Source organism: Oscillospiraceae bacterium (genome assembly GCA_025758045.1).
Lineage (GTDB): Bacteria > Bacillota > Clostridia > Oscillospirales > Ruminococcaceae > Gemmiger.
In genome coordinates, this window is record CP107208.1 from 2,138,790 (window position 1) to 2,154,737 (window position 15,948).

Genomic DNA, 15,948 nt, shown 5'->3' on the forward strand with positions numbered 1-15,948 from the left:
AACAATAAACAAATGAAGAGAGGTAAAGTCATGAAAAAGAAAAGCAGATTCTTGACAGGCCTGTTAAGCGCCGTCATGGCCCTCAGCCTGTGCGCCCTGCCGGCAATGGCAGCAGATGAAGGCAGTGGAACAACAACGACAAACACTGCAAATCCGGTTTGGACGGAAACGGAAGGTTCCATTACGATTCATAAGTATGAGTGGAACGAAACAAGTAGAGGGCCTGCAACCGGCGAGCTAGGAGACGCAGCGAGTCTTCCTTCGAAAACTACTGATGACAAAACTGAAACGCCTACTCCGTTGGCAGGTGCAACCTTTACCGTTTATAAGGTTAAGGATGCAGACGAACTGAAAAATTATTATGATGGTAAAGTTGTAGAAGGTTGGCCTGCAAGCTGGGCAGAATATGCAGAAAAGGATTCTGCTACCGGCAGTTATAAACTGAGGAGTGGCGTGTCTTTAACTCCATTCGGTTCGAAAACGACAGATACCAATGGCGTTGCTCAGTTTGGCAAAGTGCAGGGGGAAAATGAGAAGACAGAAGTATTGCCTTTGGGTCTTTACCTTGTGCTTGAAACCAAAACACCGGATTCTGTCAAGACTGCATGTGAGCCGTTCTTTGTCTCTGTTCCTATGACAAAAGTCTCGGGTGATACGAATGGCGGTCTGACTGATTGGCTGTACGATGTTCATGTCTTCCCGAAAAACTCTACTGCATATGGTCAGGCTGTTTTGCAGAAAGTCGGTAAGCAGAGCGGTACGGATCAAGAAGTTACAGCCATGCAGGGCTACAAGTTTAAGCTCTATAAGAAGAATGATGTCGGAACATGGACTTGGATTGAGAAGAAGCCTGCAAATGGCGTAGATAATGCAGGCGAGTTGCTTGACGCAGATAATAAAACGGGTGTCCTTACCACGGGTGCAGATGGCAAAATCAGCGTTTCTGGTTTGACCAAAGGTGTATATGCCTTTGTGGAAACTGAAGTTAATGCAAACGATGGTTACATTTTGGATTCCGGCATTGCCTATGTTTTTAAGATCGATGGCAATGGCGATATGGTTGCAGCGACCAACGATGATGTTAAAGACGTGAAATACCCTGAAGAAAATGTAACGAGCTTTGACACTAATGTTTTTAGTGAAGCACAGGTTAAAGTAAAGAACTACAAGCCGGACTTCAAAAAGGAAATTAAAGGTCATAAGGATGCAGACTATGGCATTGGTGATGATGTTCCGTATACTCTGACTGTCAATGTTCCTGAAAACGTTGCAAAACTGAGGACTTTCACCGTATCTGATGAAATGAATAGCGACCAGCTGGTTGTTAATGATAATAGTATTGATGTTAAAGGTGTAAAAGCTGGCGAAACTGAAGAAATGACACTTGAAGAGGGCGAGGGTAAGGAGTATACCCTGACGCCAATGAGTGCTACGGGTAAGTCTGGCTTTACGATTGCATTTGATACTAAAAAGATTGCTGCATATGCAGGTGGAACCATTACCATTACCTATACCGCAAAGCTCCAGGCCAAAGCTTCGGTTGGTGAAGTGGGCAATGTAAACAGTGCCGACCTGAAATACTCCAAGAAGACAGATATTAAAACTACCGAAGATGATCATCCGTATGATATCCATGACGAAGCTGTTGTTTATACGTTCAAGACTGGCATCCTGAAAAAGGGTGGTAGTGCGAATGGCGAAGCGCTGAAGGATGTTGAATTTACCCTTTATAAAAAGGTTGATGCAAAAAAAGATACGGTGAGCAAAGATGGCACCACCGTTACGTTTATGGGTACTACTAAGCCCATTTTAACGCCTGCGGAAGCAAAAGCAAAAAAACTGAACGCTACTGATGGTGGTACTGAGCCTCAGTGGTTTGCTGCTATGAATTTGAAGACGGGCGACGACGGTAAGGATGTTGCAAATGGTTTGCCGACTGGCGAGTATAAGCTGGTTGAAACCAAGACTCACGAAGGCTATAACCTGTTGACTGAGCCGGTGGACGCAAACCTGACTCTGGACTGCACCACCACATGGAGTAAAAAGGATACCTTTGATAACACGGGTAAACTGATTAAGAATGAATACAGTAAGACCGAGGTTAAGAATAGCGATAAAACTCCGTACAAATATGCAGAGATCGTCATCATCAACCGCAAGGGCTTCAACCTGCCCCGTACCGGTGGTTTCGGCACCCTGCTGTTCAGCGGCATTGGCGCACTGCTGGTCGTCGGCGGTGTCGGCGTGCTGATGTCCACCAAGAAAAAGAAGGGCAATGGCTGATTGACACCCCTCTTTTAGCAAACAAAACGAATCAAACCATACACCAAAAGGGGAAGGGCCGGTTCCGGCTCTTCCCCTATGGTGGGTTTTGAAAGGATTTTTGCCATGGATACCTCCACCAGACTGAAATTGGGCTTTGCTGCGCTGATGATCCTGTCGGGCATCGGCGTGGCCTCCTACCCGGTTATCAGCAATATGGTGGCCCAGCGCCACGCCAGTACGGCTATCCAAAATTACGACGAGACCGTGCATAGCATGGACACCGAAAAGCTGGACGCCGCCAAGGAAGCCGCCCGCCGCTACAACCAGCAGCTGGGCAGCGCGCTGGACCGCGATGCCGCCGGCGAAGCCGAGGACACCGGCACCAGCTATGTGGACCTGATCGACGTGGGGGAAAGCCTTGGCTACATCACTATCCCGAAAATCGACGTAAACCTGCCCATTTACGAGGGCACCAGCGACGATGTGCTGCTGAAAGGCGTCGGCCATCTGGAAGGCTCCAGCTACCCGCTGGGCGGAGAAAGCACCCACAGCGTGCTGACCGGGCATCGCGGCCTGGCCGAGGCTGTGCTGTTTACCGACCTGGACAAATTACAAGAGGGCGACAAATTTTACCTGCACATCATGGACGAGGTGCTGGCCTACCAGGTCGACCAGGTCAAGGTCGTTCTGCCCGAGGAGACCGATGACCTTACGATCGTGCAGGGCCAGGACTACTGCACCCTGGTGACTTGCACGCCCTACGCCATAAATACCCACCGCATGCTTGTGCGCGGCATCCGCGTGCCGTATAATGGAGAGGAAGAAACCGGCGATACCCCGCAGGTCGTGCAATATCAGGCCCTGCACACCGGCACCGTGGTCAAGCGCATCGTGGATGCCTGGCCGTGGATCTCGGTGACCGGCAGCGTGATTATTGGCGGCGAAGCACTGCTGCTGCTTCTGCTGCTGCATCGCTGCAAAAAACGGGAGGAGGACGACTAAATGCGGCGTCTGCTTGTAAAAATCGGCGCGTGGCTGGCCATTCTGCTGGGCCTTGCCATGATGCTGCAGCCCACCGCCGCTGATTGGCTGACCCGCCAGCGCAACAGCAAAACGGCACAGCAGTTTGCCGCCAACACAGCCACCGCCGCCGATGCGGCAAACACTGACAGCGCCAGCCAAACCGCCGAGGAAAGCCGCCCCTACCCGGAACTGTACGCCGCCATGCAGGCCTACAACGCGCAGATTTACGCCGACGGCCAAAGCGGCCTGACCGACGCCTTCGCCTACGAGAACCCGCCGCTGGATCTGACCGATTACGGCTATGACGAGGAGGTCCTCGCTATGCTGTGGATCCCGCGGCTGGATCTGGAACTGCCCGTTTACCTGGGCGCCAGCCGGGAGAATATGGCCAAGGGCGCGGCGCTGCTGGGGCAGACCTCGATGCCGCTGGGCGGCGAAAACACCAACACCGTACTGGCCGCCCACCGCGGCTATTATGGCGCGGAAATGCTGCGCAACGTGCAGCAGATCCAGGTGGGGGACAAGATCCAGCTGACCACCCCGTGGGACACTTTAATTTACCGCGTGGCAGAGCTGAAAATTATCGACCCTGCGGATATTTCCTCGGTACTCATCCAGCCGGGGCGGGATCTGCTGACGCTTTCCACCTGCCACCCCTACACCCAGAATTACCAGCGCTACCTTGTGATAGCCGAACGCGACCCCGATGCCGCCGTGACCGATAAGGACACCGACCTGCAGGAAAGCGAGGCCACCTGGGATGCCTCGCCCCGGCAGGTGACGATGGAAACAGACGGTACAACGTCTATCGCTGAGGTGGAACCCCAAAGCATCACCCCGCTGCCGCAGGAGGGCAGCACAGAATCCGAAGGCAGCGTGGTCTCCAACCTGATGATCTGGCTGGAAAACAACGCCCTTTGGGCCGGGTTCGTCTTTATTGCCGCCTGTGTCGGCGTGCTGGCGATCTGGCAAAAACACCGGGAGGAATGACCATGCAATACAACCAAAAGGCCGTTGACGTAGCGGCGGAAGTTTCCAAAGCCGTGTTTGGCAAGCCGCAGACCATCCGCACCATTTGGATGGCCATGCTGGCGGGCGGCCATGTGCTGATCGAGGACATCCCCGGTGTGGGCAAAACGACGCTGGCGCTGGCCTTTGCCCGCGCACTGGAGCTGAACGAGAGCCGCGTGCAGTTTACCCCGGACGTGCTGCCCTCGGACATTGTGGGCTTTACCGTGTTCCAGAAGGAGACCGGGCGGCTGGTATACCACCCCGGCGGCGTGATGTGCAACCTGTTTTTGGGTGATGAGATCAACCGTACCTCGAGCCGAACCCAGTCGGCGCTGTTGGAGGTCATGGAGGAGGGCACCGTCACCGTGGACGGCGTGACCCACCCCGTGCCCGCGCCCTTTACCGTTATCGCCACCGAAAACCCCGTGGGTGCCGCCGGTACCCAGATGCTGCCGCAGTCTCAGTTGGACCGTTTTACCGTGTGCGTTGTCATGGGCTACCCGGATACCGAGGCCGAGATGCAGATGCTGGCGGGCCGCGGCCAGCGCACCCTGCTGGAACAGGTGCACCCCGTGGCCAACCAGGCCGACTTGCTGGCTATGCAAAAAGAGGTAGCCGGGGTGTTTATCCATGAGCTGATGTATCGCTATATCGTGGATCTGGCACAGGCCAGCCGAAAGGACCCGCGTCTGGCGCTGGGGCTCAGCCCCCGTGCGTCGCTGGCGCTGGCTGGCATGGCGCGGGCGGCAGCATATTTGGCGGGGCGGGATTTTGTTGCTCCGCAGGATGTGACCACTGTGTTTGCCGATGTGGCCCGCCACCGTCTGGTGCTGGCTGACCAGGCCAAGGCGGGCGGCGAGACGGTGGATGTGGTCATCGACGATCTGCTGCGCACCGTGCCGCGTCCCCGCCCGGAAAAGGCCGACCGCCATGGCAGGTAAACTGTGCTGGGCGCTGGGCCTGGTGCTGCTGTTTGCCGCTGCGGTGCTGACGCAGGCACCGCTGGCCGTAGGGCTGCTGGGATTTTTCCTGCTGCTGACCCTGCTGCTGGTGCTGGAAGTGAGGTACTTGCGCGGCAAGGTGGAGGCCGAACTGATCGTGCCCGACCAGCCTGCCGTGCAGGGCCGGCCCTTTGTGCTGACCGTGCGGCTGACCAACCACAGCCCGCTGCCCATCCCCCAATTGCTGACACTGGTGCAGGCCACCGATGAATGGGGCGGCAATACCATAACTTTACGCTGCAGCGGTATGTTGGGCAGCAAGGCCCGCGCTGAGCAGCGGTTGACGCTGCAGGCCAACAAAAGCGGCGTGTGGCAATTACGGCTGCAAAGCGTGACGCTGTGGGACCATCTGGGGCTGTTCAAAGCCCAATGCGGCCTGCCGCAGACCGCACAAGGCCTGTGTGTGCTGCCCCAAAGTGCCCGCCTGGGCAGCGACACCCAGCCCGACCCTGACGCCGACGGCATGCAGGAGAGCGACCGCAGTGTGCTGGGCGGCAACTACGATGTGCGAGAGTACCGCGAAGGGGACTCGCTGAAACAAGTCCACTGGAAGTTGAGTGCCAAGCTGAACCGGCTGTTGATCCGTGAACCGCTGGCCGCCGGTACGATGGCGGGGCAGGGGAGCGGTGACGGCCCCGGCGAGGGTGAGGGTGACATGTGGGGGGATTTCCCCGCCGAAGCCGCCCTGCACCGGGAAGCACCGCCCACCAAGAAAAAGGCAGTGGCGCTTTCCAAACGCGGCGGCACCGATGCCGACAGCGGCCTGGAGTTTCTGGACCGTGTGCTCATCAGCCCCGCCGTACCCGCGCGGGATACCCTGTGGCTGGTGGTGGACCTCTGCCTGCTGCTGGCGCTGGCCTTTGGGCTGGTGTCCGCCGCCGTGACGGCCTTTGCCGTGCACCCGCCCGTTTGGGTGTGGCTGGCGCTGGCCGCTTGGTGCGCCGGGTGGTGCCTGTTTGGGCGGCTGCCCCGGCGTGTGCAGCGGTTGGGCCTGCTGGCTGGCAGCCTTGTCTATTTGGTGGGGCTGTTTTTGTGCCAGCGCAGCTTTTTGGCCGGGGCACGCCAGTTTGGCGCTGCCGTGGCCGCAAGCTTAAATGAACGTTTTAACGCAAATCTGGCCGCCACAGCGGGCGGCACCCCGGCCCAGCTGGGGCTGTTTCTGGCGCTGGCCGCCCTGCCTTTGGCGGGCCTGCTGGCGCTGGCCGCGCTGCGCCGGGCCGACATTTTGCTGTTGAATCTGCTGCTGCTGCCGGCGGCGGTGTTCCTGCTGCTGGCGGGCAGCAACGTCTCCACGCCCTGCTGGCTGCTGCTGGCCGTGGGCTGGCTGGGGGCGCTGGCAGGCTCCCGCGCCGTGCGCCGCCGTGCCCTATGGGGGGCGGCGGAGTCAGAAACCTGCCGCCGCAATCAGGCACAGCACAGGGCCATCCAAAAAGGCTCGGCGGCGGCCACTGTGCTGGTATGCGCTGCGCTGTTGGTGCCCGCCTTTGTGCTGCGGCCTGTGGTAGGTTTGCCCTTGCAGGTATTGCAGCCCGCGGCCCAGGTGATGGAATCGGCGGCCATAAGCGCCGCTGTGACCTGGCTGCCCCGCGTCAGCGGCGGGCGGCTGAACCTGCATGTAGAAGCTGCCGCCGGCGGTGTGGCCGATGGTGCCTTAGCCCAGGGCGGCGGCTTGCAGCTGCGCGGGGTCGAGGATCTGGCCCTGACCGCCAGTGACCAGCCTGAGGAGACCGTCTACCTGCGGGGGTTTATCGGTGGCAGCTACGACGGCACCGCCTGGCAGGCCCCCGATGCAAACGCCTTTGACAGCGCCGCCATGAACTGGAAGACCGAGGACGACGCCCGCCTGACTATTGCCAGCCTGCCGTTTTTGCGTGCCGCCTACGATGGCGCCGCCGAGCCGCAATCCCTTACGGTGGAGCGGCTGAACGCGGGGGACGCCTACACCTACGCCCCCTACAACGCCTACTGGAATGACTACTACACCCTAAACGGCGACGGCGCGGCGGACGGCCAGACCGCACAGGACGATGTGTTTTTGTATTATCCGCGCAGCATCGCCAAAGAACTGCTGACCGCCCGCGCCGAGGGTGACCCCAGCGTGCTGGACCGCATGGAGAACTCCTACGCGGCCTACGCCAACAGCCACTACACCGCCGTGCCCGATGGCTACGACGACTTGCAGGCCCAGTGCGAAACGGCTGCCAAAGAGCAAAAGCTGACCGACCCGGACGACATCACAGCCTACATCTGCACCTGGCTGAACACCAACTGTTGGTATGACACCAACGCCTCCCAGGCACCGGACGGCACCGACCCGATCCACTACTTTTTGTACGAGTCCAAGTCCGGCTACAGCGTGCAGTTTGCCTCGGCGGCCACGCTGATGTTCCGCATGTTCGGCCTGCCCGCCCGCTATGTGGTAGGGTATGCTGCGCCGCAAAGCTTGTTCACCCAGCAGGCGGACGGCAGCTGGCACGCCGTTTTGCAGGACGATAATGCCCATGCCTGGGCCGAGGTCTACATCGACGGCCAGGGCTGGACCCCCATGGAGATGACCCCCGGTGTGCTGGTAACAGCTGAAAAGGCCGACTACAAGAGCAGCCTGCCGGAGACCACCCCTGCCGAGAGCAGGGCCGCAGCCACCACTGACAGCGCCGATACCCGGCAGAACTTGCAGCTTTCCACCGCCCCGCGCCGTGCCCTGTGGCTGGTGGCTGTGCCGGTGGTGATGCTGGCTGCAGTTACAGCTGCTTTTATCCTGCACCGCCGCCGTGTGCTGGGGCTGGATACCCGCCGCCCCTGTGCAGAGCGGGTGCTGGCGATCTTTGCTGCAATCTATGCGCAACTGGTGCGCCGCGGCCTGCCTGCGGGTACGTCCTCGGACGAGCAGGCGTTCTCCCAGTTTTTGCTGAAAGAGGTACATGAGCTTTCGGGCGGGGAAATCGAGGCGATGGTATCGCTTGCGCAGCGTGCCGCCTTTGCCGCCGATACCCTGACCGAAGAAGACGTAGCCGCTATGCGCGGCTGGTACAACCGCATCAAAAACAACAAAAAGACATAATTCCACATAAAAATTGCGAAAAAATTGCGAAATTTTTTCCCAAAACACCCCAAAACCGTTGAAACCTACGCACTGCGTATGTTATACTAACCTAAACACCATTGAACAAGGAGTCGATTCTGAGATGCCGCGTCGCAAAAAATCGGATGAAGGCATTATGGATATCACCCGCATGGCAGAGGATCTGGGCGTATCAAAAACGACGGTATCCCGTGCTTTGTCCGGCAATGGCCGTGTAAGCGAAGCAACCCGCCAGCGTGTGGTGGACTATGCCCGTGAGAAAAATTATGTCCCGAACATGATGGCGAAAAGCCTCGTCACCAAAAAGTCGTATAATGTTGCGCTGGTGTTTTCGCGCCAGTTTTCTAACTTCGAGGGTCAATTCCTGCGCAAAACTATCACCGCCGTCTGCGATGTGATGGCCCGCAACGATTACGATGTGCTGCTGGCCATGGTGGGTGAGCAGGAGTCCCAGCCCATGCAGCGCCTGCTGGTCAACCACAAGATCGATGGCGTCATCCTGGCCCGCTCGCTGGAGCGTGACCCTCTGATCCCATTGCTGCAGCAAAGCAAACTGCCCTTTATCGCCATCGGCCGCCCGGCCGACCCCACGGTGCTTTACGTCGACCACGACCAGGTGGGCGGCTGCCGTGAGATGACCAACCTGCTGCTGATGAAAGGTCTGCACCGCATCGCCCTGTTGGGCGGTTCCATGCTGTACACCGTCAATCAGACCCGTCTCGAGGGCTTCCGCCAGGCGCACGAGCACAGCCGTTGTAAGATCGATGAAACCCTGCTTTTTTTGGAGTTGGAGACCGACGATCTGCGCATCGACGCCATCCAACAGGCTGTGGCACGCAAGGCGGACTGCCTGCTGTGCATGGACGACCACGTGGCCATGCTGGCACTGAACACCGTGCGCCAGATGGGTCTGAAAGTGCCCAATGACATCCGTATTGCTTCGCTGTATGACGGCGAGGCCCTGCTGGATTGCACGCCGCAGATCACGGCGGTGTCTTTCGACCCCGAACTGCTGGGCAAACGCGCCGCACAGCAATTGTTGGCCGTCACCCGCCGCCAGCCCGTCGAGACCGGCGCCCTGCTTGGCTACCAGGTGGGCCTGCGCACCTCGACACAGACCTGATTTTGCCCCCATTATTCAATAATAAGCAAAGCCGCCCGGCCTGAAATTCTCTTCAGGCCGGGCGGCATTTTCTATGGATGCCTAAATTTATTCAGCGTTGTTCAGATAAATACGTGCCTCATACGGGCGGAAATGTGCCGCATCCGCGGGGGTGTCATAGTTGCCCAGCAGCAGGGTATCCAACGGCAAGGGAGCCACTGCGTCGGCGGGCAGGGTGAGCGGCTCCTCGTAGAAATTGCACAGCACGGTCATCACCTGGTCACCCAGGCGGCGCTGGTAGGCAAACAGAGCCGGGTGGTCTGCAAACAGCAGGGTAAAGTCGCCCTCACTGAAAATGGGATACTGTTTGCGCAGACGAATGAGCGCCTGGTAATAGTGGAACACCGAGCCGGCATCCGCCACCTCGTCCGCCGCATTGATGGCGGTATAGTTGGGGTTCACCTGCAGCCAGGGCGTGCCATCGGTAAAGCCCGCATTGGTGGTGGCGTCCCACTGCATGGGGGTGCGGGCGTTGTCGCGGCTCTTGGCGTGGAGAGAGCGCAGGATGTCTGCCTCGCTGTACCCGGCCTGGGTACGCTCGCGGTACATGTTCAGCGTTTCAATGTCGCGGTAGTCGTCGATGGTGGGGAAGGTGACGTTCGTCATGCCCAACTCCTCGCCCTGGTAGATGTATGGAGTGCCTTGCATGCCGTGCAGCAGGGTGGCCAGCATCTTGGCGGATTCCTGCCGGTAAGCGCCATCGTTGCCCCAGCGGGAGACGATGCGCGGCAGGTCGTGGTTGTTCCAGAACAGGCTGTTCCAGCCTTTGCCGTGCAGGCCCACCTGCCACTTGGTCAGCACCTCTTTCAGCGCCGAAAGCTGCAGCGGAGCCAAATCCCACTTCGCCTTGCCGGGAATCTGGTCCAGGCCGATGTGCTCAAACTGGAACACCATCGAGAATTCCTTGCCCCGCGGGTCGCTGAAGATGGGGGCGTTCTGCACATTGGCGCCCCAGGCCTCACCCACGGTCACCAGATCGGTGCTGCCAAAGGTGTTGGCGTTCAACTCCCGGATATAGGCATGCAGCATCGGGCCGTTGGAGGTAATTCCCAGGTCCGGGTCCTTGGCGATCTGGTCGATGACATCCAGCCGGAAACCGCCCACGCCCTTGTCCATCCAAAAGCGGATAGCCTTGTACAACTCCTGCCGCAGGGCGGGGTTGTCCCAGTTCAGGTCAGGCTGTTTGATGGAAAACTGGTGGAAATAATACTGCCCCACCTCGGGCACCCAGGTCCAAGCCGAGCCGCCAAAGGTGGCCCGCATCTTGTTGGGCGGCGTGCCCTCCACGCCGTCGCGCCAGACGTAATAGTCGTGGTAGGGGTTGTCGCGGCTCTTTTTTGCCTCCTGGAACCAGCGGTGCTCGTCCGAGGAGTGGTTCAGCACCAGATCCATGATGATGCGGATGTGGTGTTTTTTGGCTTCGGTGATGAGGTTGTCCATGTCGGCCAGCGTGCCGAACATGGGGTCAATATCGCAGTAGTCGGAAATGTCGTAGCCGTTGTCATCCTGCGGGCTGCGGTAGACGGGGCTGAGCCAGATGGCGTCGATGCCCAAGCTCTCCAGATAGCCAAGCCGCTGGATGATGCCGGCCGGGTCGCCAATGCCGTCGCCGTTACTGTCCTGAAAGCTGCGGGGGTAGATCTGGTAGATCACAGCGTTTTTCCACCAGGGCTGCGGGTTTGCCATAGTTTTTCTCCTTATTGGTACCTTAGGTAAATGTCGGAATTTGAAATCGTTTGCGCCGTTACAATCATAACCGAATCAAACCCAATTTGCAAGATGCCGGGGCTGCTGATGCCCTACGATTTTTGCGGGGTGGAAGATGTAAATTTTGTATCTTCTGCAAAATACGTCACGCGCCCCTCGTTATAGTAAGCAGAGATTACCAATAACTGGGAGGCAACGACCATGAAAATACTGCTTACGACCGATACCTGGGTTCCTACCATAAACGGCGTTGTAACGTCCACTGCCACCCTGCGTGCCGCACTGACGGCCCAGGGGCACGAGGTGCGGGTGCTGACCCTTTCCGGCGACAGCCATACCTATACAAAGGACGGTGTGACCAGCCTCGGCTCACTGGATGCCGGGCTGGTCTACCCAGGGGCCCGGATGCGCGCCCCGGCATTGAATCGTGCCATCCGTGATCTGATCGACTGGCAACCGGATGTTGTCCACTCTCAGTGCGAGTTCAGCACTTTTGCCCTGGCACGCCGGATTGCGCACGCTGCGGGCGCACCGCTTATCCACACCTATCACACGGTGTACGAGGATTACACCCACTACTTTTCCCCCAGCCGCAGCATGGGGCGCAAGATGGCGGCGCTGTTCACCCGCATGATCTGCGCCGACTGCGACGCAGTCATCGCACCCACGCCCAAGATCAGCCGCCTGTTGGTGGGCTACGGCGTGCACTGCCCGGTGCGTATCATCCCCACGGGGCTGGACCTGCAGCGCTTTGCTGTGCCCCAGGATGATGCCCTGCGCAGCCGCCTGGGCCTGCCGCCGAAAGAGGCAAACAAGACCGTCCTGCTCAGCCTGGGACGGCTGGCCAAGGAAAAAAACACAACAGAACTTGTCGATTCTATGCAGAATTTGCCGGACGCAGTTCTGCTCATCGTCGGCGACGGCCCAGAGCGCGCCGTGCTGGAACAGCAGGCGCAAAGCCTCGGCGTTGCTGACCGCGTGATTTTCGTAGGGGCCGTCCCGCCTGCCGAGGTGCCTCGCTACTACGCGCTGGGGGATGTATTTGTCAGTGCCTCCACCAGCGAGGCTCAGGGCTTGACCTACATCGAGGCTATGGCCGCAGGATTGCCGCTGCTTTGCCATGCGGACCCCTGTCTGGACGCGCTGGTGCGGGAAGGGGAGACCGGCTGGGCCTACCACACGCCTGCCGAGCTGGCTGCCCGTGCCGCTGCTCTGCCCAAAGGTCACCAACTGGCTGCCATGAGGCAAAACGCCCGCCGCGCCGTGCAGCCTTACACGAAGGAACAGTTTGGTCTTAGCGTAGTGCAGCTTTACGCGGCGGCGCTGGGCCGTAAACACGCCGCCCGCAGTGCGGCAGGGGGGAATGTGGCATGATCAAAAAAATCAACCAGGCAGCGTCTATCCTGGGGCTGGTGCTCTGCGCCGTGCTGGCATATGTCTTTTGGAAAGCCGGGCTATTTGACTCCAAAGAAGCGCTGACCAGCTGCATCAGCCGGTTCGGCTGGGCAGGTCCGGCGGTGTTCATCACATTTCAGGCCGTGCAGGTGGTCATCCCCATCCTGCCCGGCGGGCTGGGGTGTCTGGCCGGGGTCATCCTGTTCGGTGTGTGGAAAGGCTTCTGGTACAACTATATCGGCATCTGCGCCGGGTCGATGGCGGCGTTTGCCATCGCCCGCGCCTGCGGCCGCCCGCTGCTGGAAAGCGTTTTCCCCGCCAAAATGATTGAAAAATATGACCGCTGGATGGGCAGCGGCAGCCGGTTTGCCAAGTGGTTCGCATTCCTTATTTTCATCCCGGTTGCGCCGGATGATTATCTCTGCTTTCTTGCAGGCACCACGCGCATCGGCTGGCGGCTGTACGCGGCCATCATCCTGCTGTGCAAACCGGCGTCCATTGCGCTGTACAGCCTGGGCCTGACCGTAGTTGCGCAAAATTTGCTGGGTCTTTGGAGGTGAACGCCATGCGCACCGTACATATTTACAGCGGCTCGCTGGCGCTGGTCAGCAAAAGCGGGGTAGGGCAGGCAGCCAAACACCAGCGGGCGGCGCTGGAAAGCGTCGGCGTACACGTCGTCACCGATTGGGACTGTCGTGCCGAGGTGGTACACATCAACACCGTGCTGCCGGTATCACTTTGGGCGGCACGCCATGCCCGCCGCCGGGGGCAAAAGGTCATCTGGTACGGCCATTCTACCGAGAAGGACTTCCGCAACTCCTTCACCGGCTCCAACTTGCTGGCGCCGCTTTTCAAACAATGGCTGCGGCTGTGCTATAATCAGGCGGACCTCATCATTACACCCACGCCCTACTCAGCCAAAGAACTGGCAGGTTACCGTTTGCGCCCGACCATCGTGCCGCTTTCCAACGGCGTGGATACCCGGTTTTTTGCCCCCAACCCCGCCAGCCGGTCCATCCTGCGGGAAAAGTACCGCCTGGCGGCGGATAAGTCCGTGGTCATCAGCGTAGGGCATTATATGCAGCGCAAAGGGATACTGGATTTTATTGCGCTGGCTCGCAAAATGCCGCAGGTGCAGTTTTTGTGGTTCGGCTACACCGACCCGCACCTTGTGCCGCATAACGTCAAAGCCGCCATGGCGGATGCACCGGAAAACCTGCGGTTTCCGGGCTTTCTCTCCCAGGCAGAGCTGCGCACGGCCTACTGCGGGGCGGACGCCTTTTTGTTTTGCAGCTATGAGGAGACAGAGGGCATCGTGATATTAGAAGCCCTGGCCTGCTCAACGCCTACGCTGGTACGGGACATCCCGGCCTATCGCGGTTGGTTACGGGACAGCGTAAACGTCCACACCTACCGCACCACGCAGGACCTGCCCACCCGCTTGCAGGCACTTTTGCAGCACAAACTCCCCGATACTGCCGCAGCCGCCCGCCAAACCGCAGAGGAACGGGCACTACCCCGTATTGGAGCACAATTATTGGAATTATATAAAACATTATAGATCCTTTTTCCGCCCCGGAACAGCATCGATCTCGGCTGCTCCGGGGGTTTTGTACCTGTCGAAACCTGCCGCACGCGCAACTTGCGCAATGGTCTATGACATAAAATGCGCAAATGTGGAGTAAATGTGCACAATTGTGGCGCGCCAGTTTCATAACAACTTACAAACTTGGGCAATATCGACAAAAACGGGTTGATTTTTGAAAAGACGCCATGTATAATATAGGCAATCCGAACGGAAAATGTATTCGAATTGCGCAAACGAATTCACTCACTTGGATCTAACTTGTTTTCTTAATTGAAGGAGGAAAACGACCATGAATGCAAAAAAGACCCTTTCTTTGAGCCTGGCCTCCGCCATGGCCCTCGGCCTGTTGGCAGGCTGCGGCAGCAGCGCTTCTTCCACCGCTGCTTCCACTGCTGACAGCACCGCATCCGCTGCTGACTCCACCTCTACCGCTGCTACTGCTGATGCAGCCGGCAAGGTCTACTACCTGAACTTCAAGCCCGAGCAGGATGAAGCCTGGCAGGATCTGGCCGCCAAGTACACCGAGGAGACCGGCGTTCCCGTCACCGTCGTGACCGCTGCTTCCGGCCAGTACGAGACCACCCTGATGAGCGAGATGGCCAAGAGCGATGCGCCCACTCTGTTCCAGGTCAACGGCCCTGTCGGCCTGGCCAGCTGGAAGGACTACTGCTACGACCTGTCCGGCTCCAAGATCGCCGGTGAGCTGACCAGCGATTCCTACGCCCTGAAGGACGGCGACGCCACCCTGGGCATCGGCTACGTTATCGAGAGCTACGGTCTGATCACCAACAAGACCCTGCTGGAAAAGGCTGGTTACAGCGTGGACGACATCAAGAGCTTTGCCGACCTGAAGAAGGTTGCCGAGGACATCACCGCCCGCAAGGACGAGCTTGGCTTCGCTGCATTCACCTCCGCCGGCATGGATGGTTCTTCTGACTGGCGCTTCAAGACCCACTTGGCCAACCTGCCCATCTACTTCGAGTATCAGGCAGACGGCATCAATAACACCGACGCCATCAAGGGCACCTACCTCGACAACTACAAAGACATCTTTGATCTGTACATCAACAACTCCACCTGCGATCCCGCTGAGCTGGCTGGCAAGACCGGCGACGACAGCCGCAACGAGTTCCTGAACAACGAGGCCGTCTTCTTCCAGAATGGTTCTTGGGAGTACAACAACCTGGTCGGCGATGGCAAACCCTTCACCGATGACGACCTGACCATGATGCCCATCTACATTGGCGTCGGCGACGAAGCCAACCAGGGCCTGTGCACCGGCACCGAGAACTACTGGTGCGTCAACAAGGAAGCCAGCGAGGACGACATCAACGCTACTCTGGACTTCATCTACTGGTGTGTTTCTTCTGACGAAGGCACCAAGGCTATGGCTGACGACATGGGCTTTGTTATCCCCTTCAAGGCCGCTGCTGAGTCCCCGAACCTCTTCGTCAAGGTCGACAATGAAATGACCGCTGAGGGCAAGACCCCCGTGGCCTGGAACTTCTCCACCATGCCTTCCGAGAACTGGAAGAACGGCGTTGGTTCTGCTCTGACCGCTTACGCCGCCGGTACCGGCAGCTGGGATGATGTTGTCACCGCCTTCGTGGATGGCTGGGCAAGCGAGGCTGCTTTGAACGCTGCTGCATAATCCCAATAAACCTAAAACGCAATACCTGTGGGGCGGGCGGAAATCGCCCGCCCCGCTTTTTTT

The 15,948-nt window shown here is 58.7% G+C and carries 11 protein-coding genes; 10 read left to right on the top strand and 1 reads right to left on the bottom strand.

Annotated elements, in window-relative coordinates; translation table 11 throughout:
• Positions 1-30: 30 nt before the first annotated feature.
• The 6 genes from OGM81_10030 to OGM81_10055 all read left to right on the top strand — a co-directional run bounded on the left by OGM81_10030 (position 31) and on the right by OGM81_10055 (position 9,505).
• Entirely contained in the window at positions 31-2,283 is a 2,253-nt protein-coding gene (locus tag OGM81_10030) for a SpaH/EbpB family LPXTG-anchored major pilin (protein ID UYJ42678.1), read from the top strand.
• 105 nt (positions 2,284-2,388) lie between these two features.
• A complete protein-coding gene (locus tag OGM81_10035) occupies positions 2,389-3,267 on the top strand; it encodes a class C sortase (protein ID UYJ42679.1) in 879 nt (292 codons plus the stop codon).
• A complete protein-coding gene (locus OGM81_10040; GenBank protein UYJ42680.1) occupies positions 3,268-4,278 on the top strand; it encodes a class C sortase in 1,011 nt (336 codons plus the stop codon).
• Positions 4,279-4,280: 2 nt separating this feature from the next.
• The gene (locus OGM81_10045) at positions 4,281-5,240 is read left to right on the top strand and encodes a MoxR family ATPase (protein UYJ42681.1); all 960 of its coding nucleotides are present in this window, start codon (positions 4,281-4,283) and stop codon (positions 5,238-5,240) included.
• Positions 5,230-8,361, top strand: coding sequence for a DUF58 domain-containing protein (locus OGM81_10050; GenBank protein ID UYJ42682.1), 3,132 nt, complete (start codon positions 5,230-5,232; stop codon positions 8,359-8,361). Before OGM81_10045 ends, OGM81_10050 begins: the two co-directional genes overlap by 11 nt.
• 124 nt (positions 8,362-8,485) lie before the next feature.
• The gene (locus tag OGM81_10055; GenBank protein ID UYJ42683.1) at positions 8,486-9,505 is read left to right on the top strand and encodes a LacI family transcriptional regulator; all 1,020 of its coding nucleotides are present in this window, start codon (positions 8,486-8,488) and stop codon (positions 9,503-9,505) included.
• Between the two features lie 87 nt (positions 9,506-9,592).
• Here the strand turns inward: OGM81_10055 and OGM81_10060 are convergent, their stop codons facing one another.
• Positions 9,593-11,230: an alpha-glucosidase gene (locus OGM81_10060; protein UYJ42684.1), complete on the bottom strand. Its 1,638-nt coding sequence runs from the start codon at positions 11,228-11,230 to the stop codon at positions 9,593-9,595.
• Positions 11,231-11,452: 222 nt separating this feature from the next.
• On the opposite strand from OGM81_10060, the gene OGM81_10065 reads away from it, so the two are divergent.
• From OGM81_10065 to OGM81_10080, 4 genes are all read left to right on the top strand, one after another.
• Positions 11,453-12,625: a glycosyltransferase family 4 protein gene (locus OGM81_10065; protein UYJ42685.1), complete on the top strand. Its 1,173-nt coding sequence runs from the start codon at positions 11,453-11,455 to the stop codon at positions 12,623-12,625.
• Positions 12,622-13,206 (top strand): VTT domain-containing protein, encoded by a 585-nt coding sequence (locus OGM81_10070; protein ID UYJ42686.1) that lies wholly within the window; start codon positions 12,622-12,624, stop codon positions 13,204-13,206. Before OGM81_10065 ends, OGM81_10070 begins: the two co-directional genes overlap by 4 nt.
• Positions 13,128-14,207 carry a glycosyltransferase gene (locus OGM81_10075; protein ID UYJ42687.1) on the top strand — a complete coding sequence of 360 codons (1,080 nt, stop codon included), beginning with the start codon at positions 13,128-13,130 and terminating at the stop codon, positions 14,205-14,207. Before OGM81_10070 ends, OGM81_10075 begins: the two co-directional genes overlap by 79 nt.
• A 316-nt stretch (positions 14,208-14,523) precedes the next feature.
• Positions 14,524-15,885: an ABC transporter substrate-binding protein gene (locus OGM81_10080; protein UYJ42688.1), complete on the top strand. Its 1,362-nt coding sequence runs from the start codon at positions 14,524-14,526 to the stop codon at positions 15,883-15,885.
• Positions 15,886-15,948 lie beyond the last annotated feature (63 nt).

Bases quoted from the DNA above. Each gene is read 5' to 3' on its own strand.
- OGM81_10065 (UYJ42685.1), top strand. From the start codon at position 11,453: ATGAAAATACTGCTTACGACCGATACCTGGGTTCCTACCATAAACGGC.
- OGM81_10050 (UYJ42682.1), top strand. From the start codon at position 5,230: ATGGCAGGTAAACTGTGCTGGGCGCTGGGCCTGGTGCTGCTGTTTGCC.
- OGM81_10035 (UYJ42679.1), top strand. From the start codon at position 2,389: ATGGATACCTCCACCAGACTGAAATTGGGCTTTGCTGCGCTGATGATC.
- OGM81_10040 (UYJ42680.1), top strand. From the start codon at position 3,268: ATGCGGCGTCTGCTTGTAAAAATCGGCGCGTGGCTGGCCATTCTGCTG.
- OGM81_10030 (UYJ42678.1), top strand. From the start codon at position 31: ATGAAAAAGAAAAGCAGATTCTTGACAGGCCTGTTAAGCGCCGTCATG.
- OGM81_10070 (UYJ42686.1), top strand. From the start codon at position 12,622: ATGATCAAAAAAATCAACCAGGCAGCGTCTATCCTGGGGCTGGTGCTC.
- OGM81_10060 (UYJ42684.1), bottom strand. From the start codon at position 11,230: ATGGCAAACCCGCAGCCCTGGTGGAAAAACGCTGTGATCTACCAGATC.
- OGM81_10080 (UYJ42688.1), top strand. From the start codon at position 14,524: ATGAATGCAAAAAAGACCCTTTCTTTGAGCCTGGCCTCCGCCATGGCC.
- OGM81_10055 (UYJ42683.1), top strand. From the start codon at position 8,486: ATGCCGCGTCGCAAAAAATCGGATGAAGGCATTATGGATATCACCCGC.
- OGM81_10045 (UYJ42681.1), top strand. From the start codon at position 4,281: ATGCAATACAACCAAAAGGCCGTTGACGTAGCGGCGGAAGTTTCCAAA.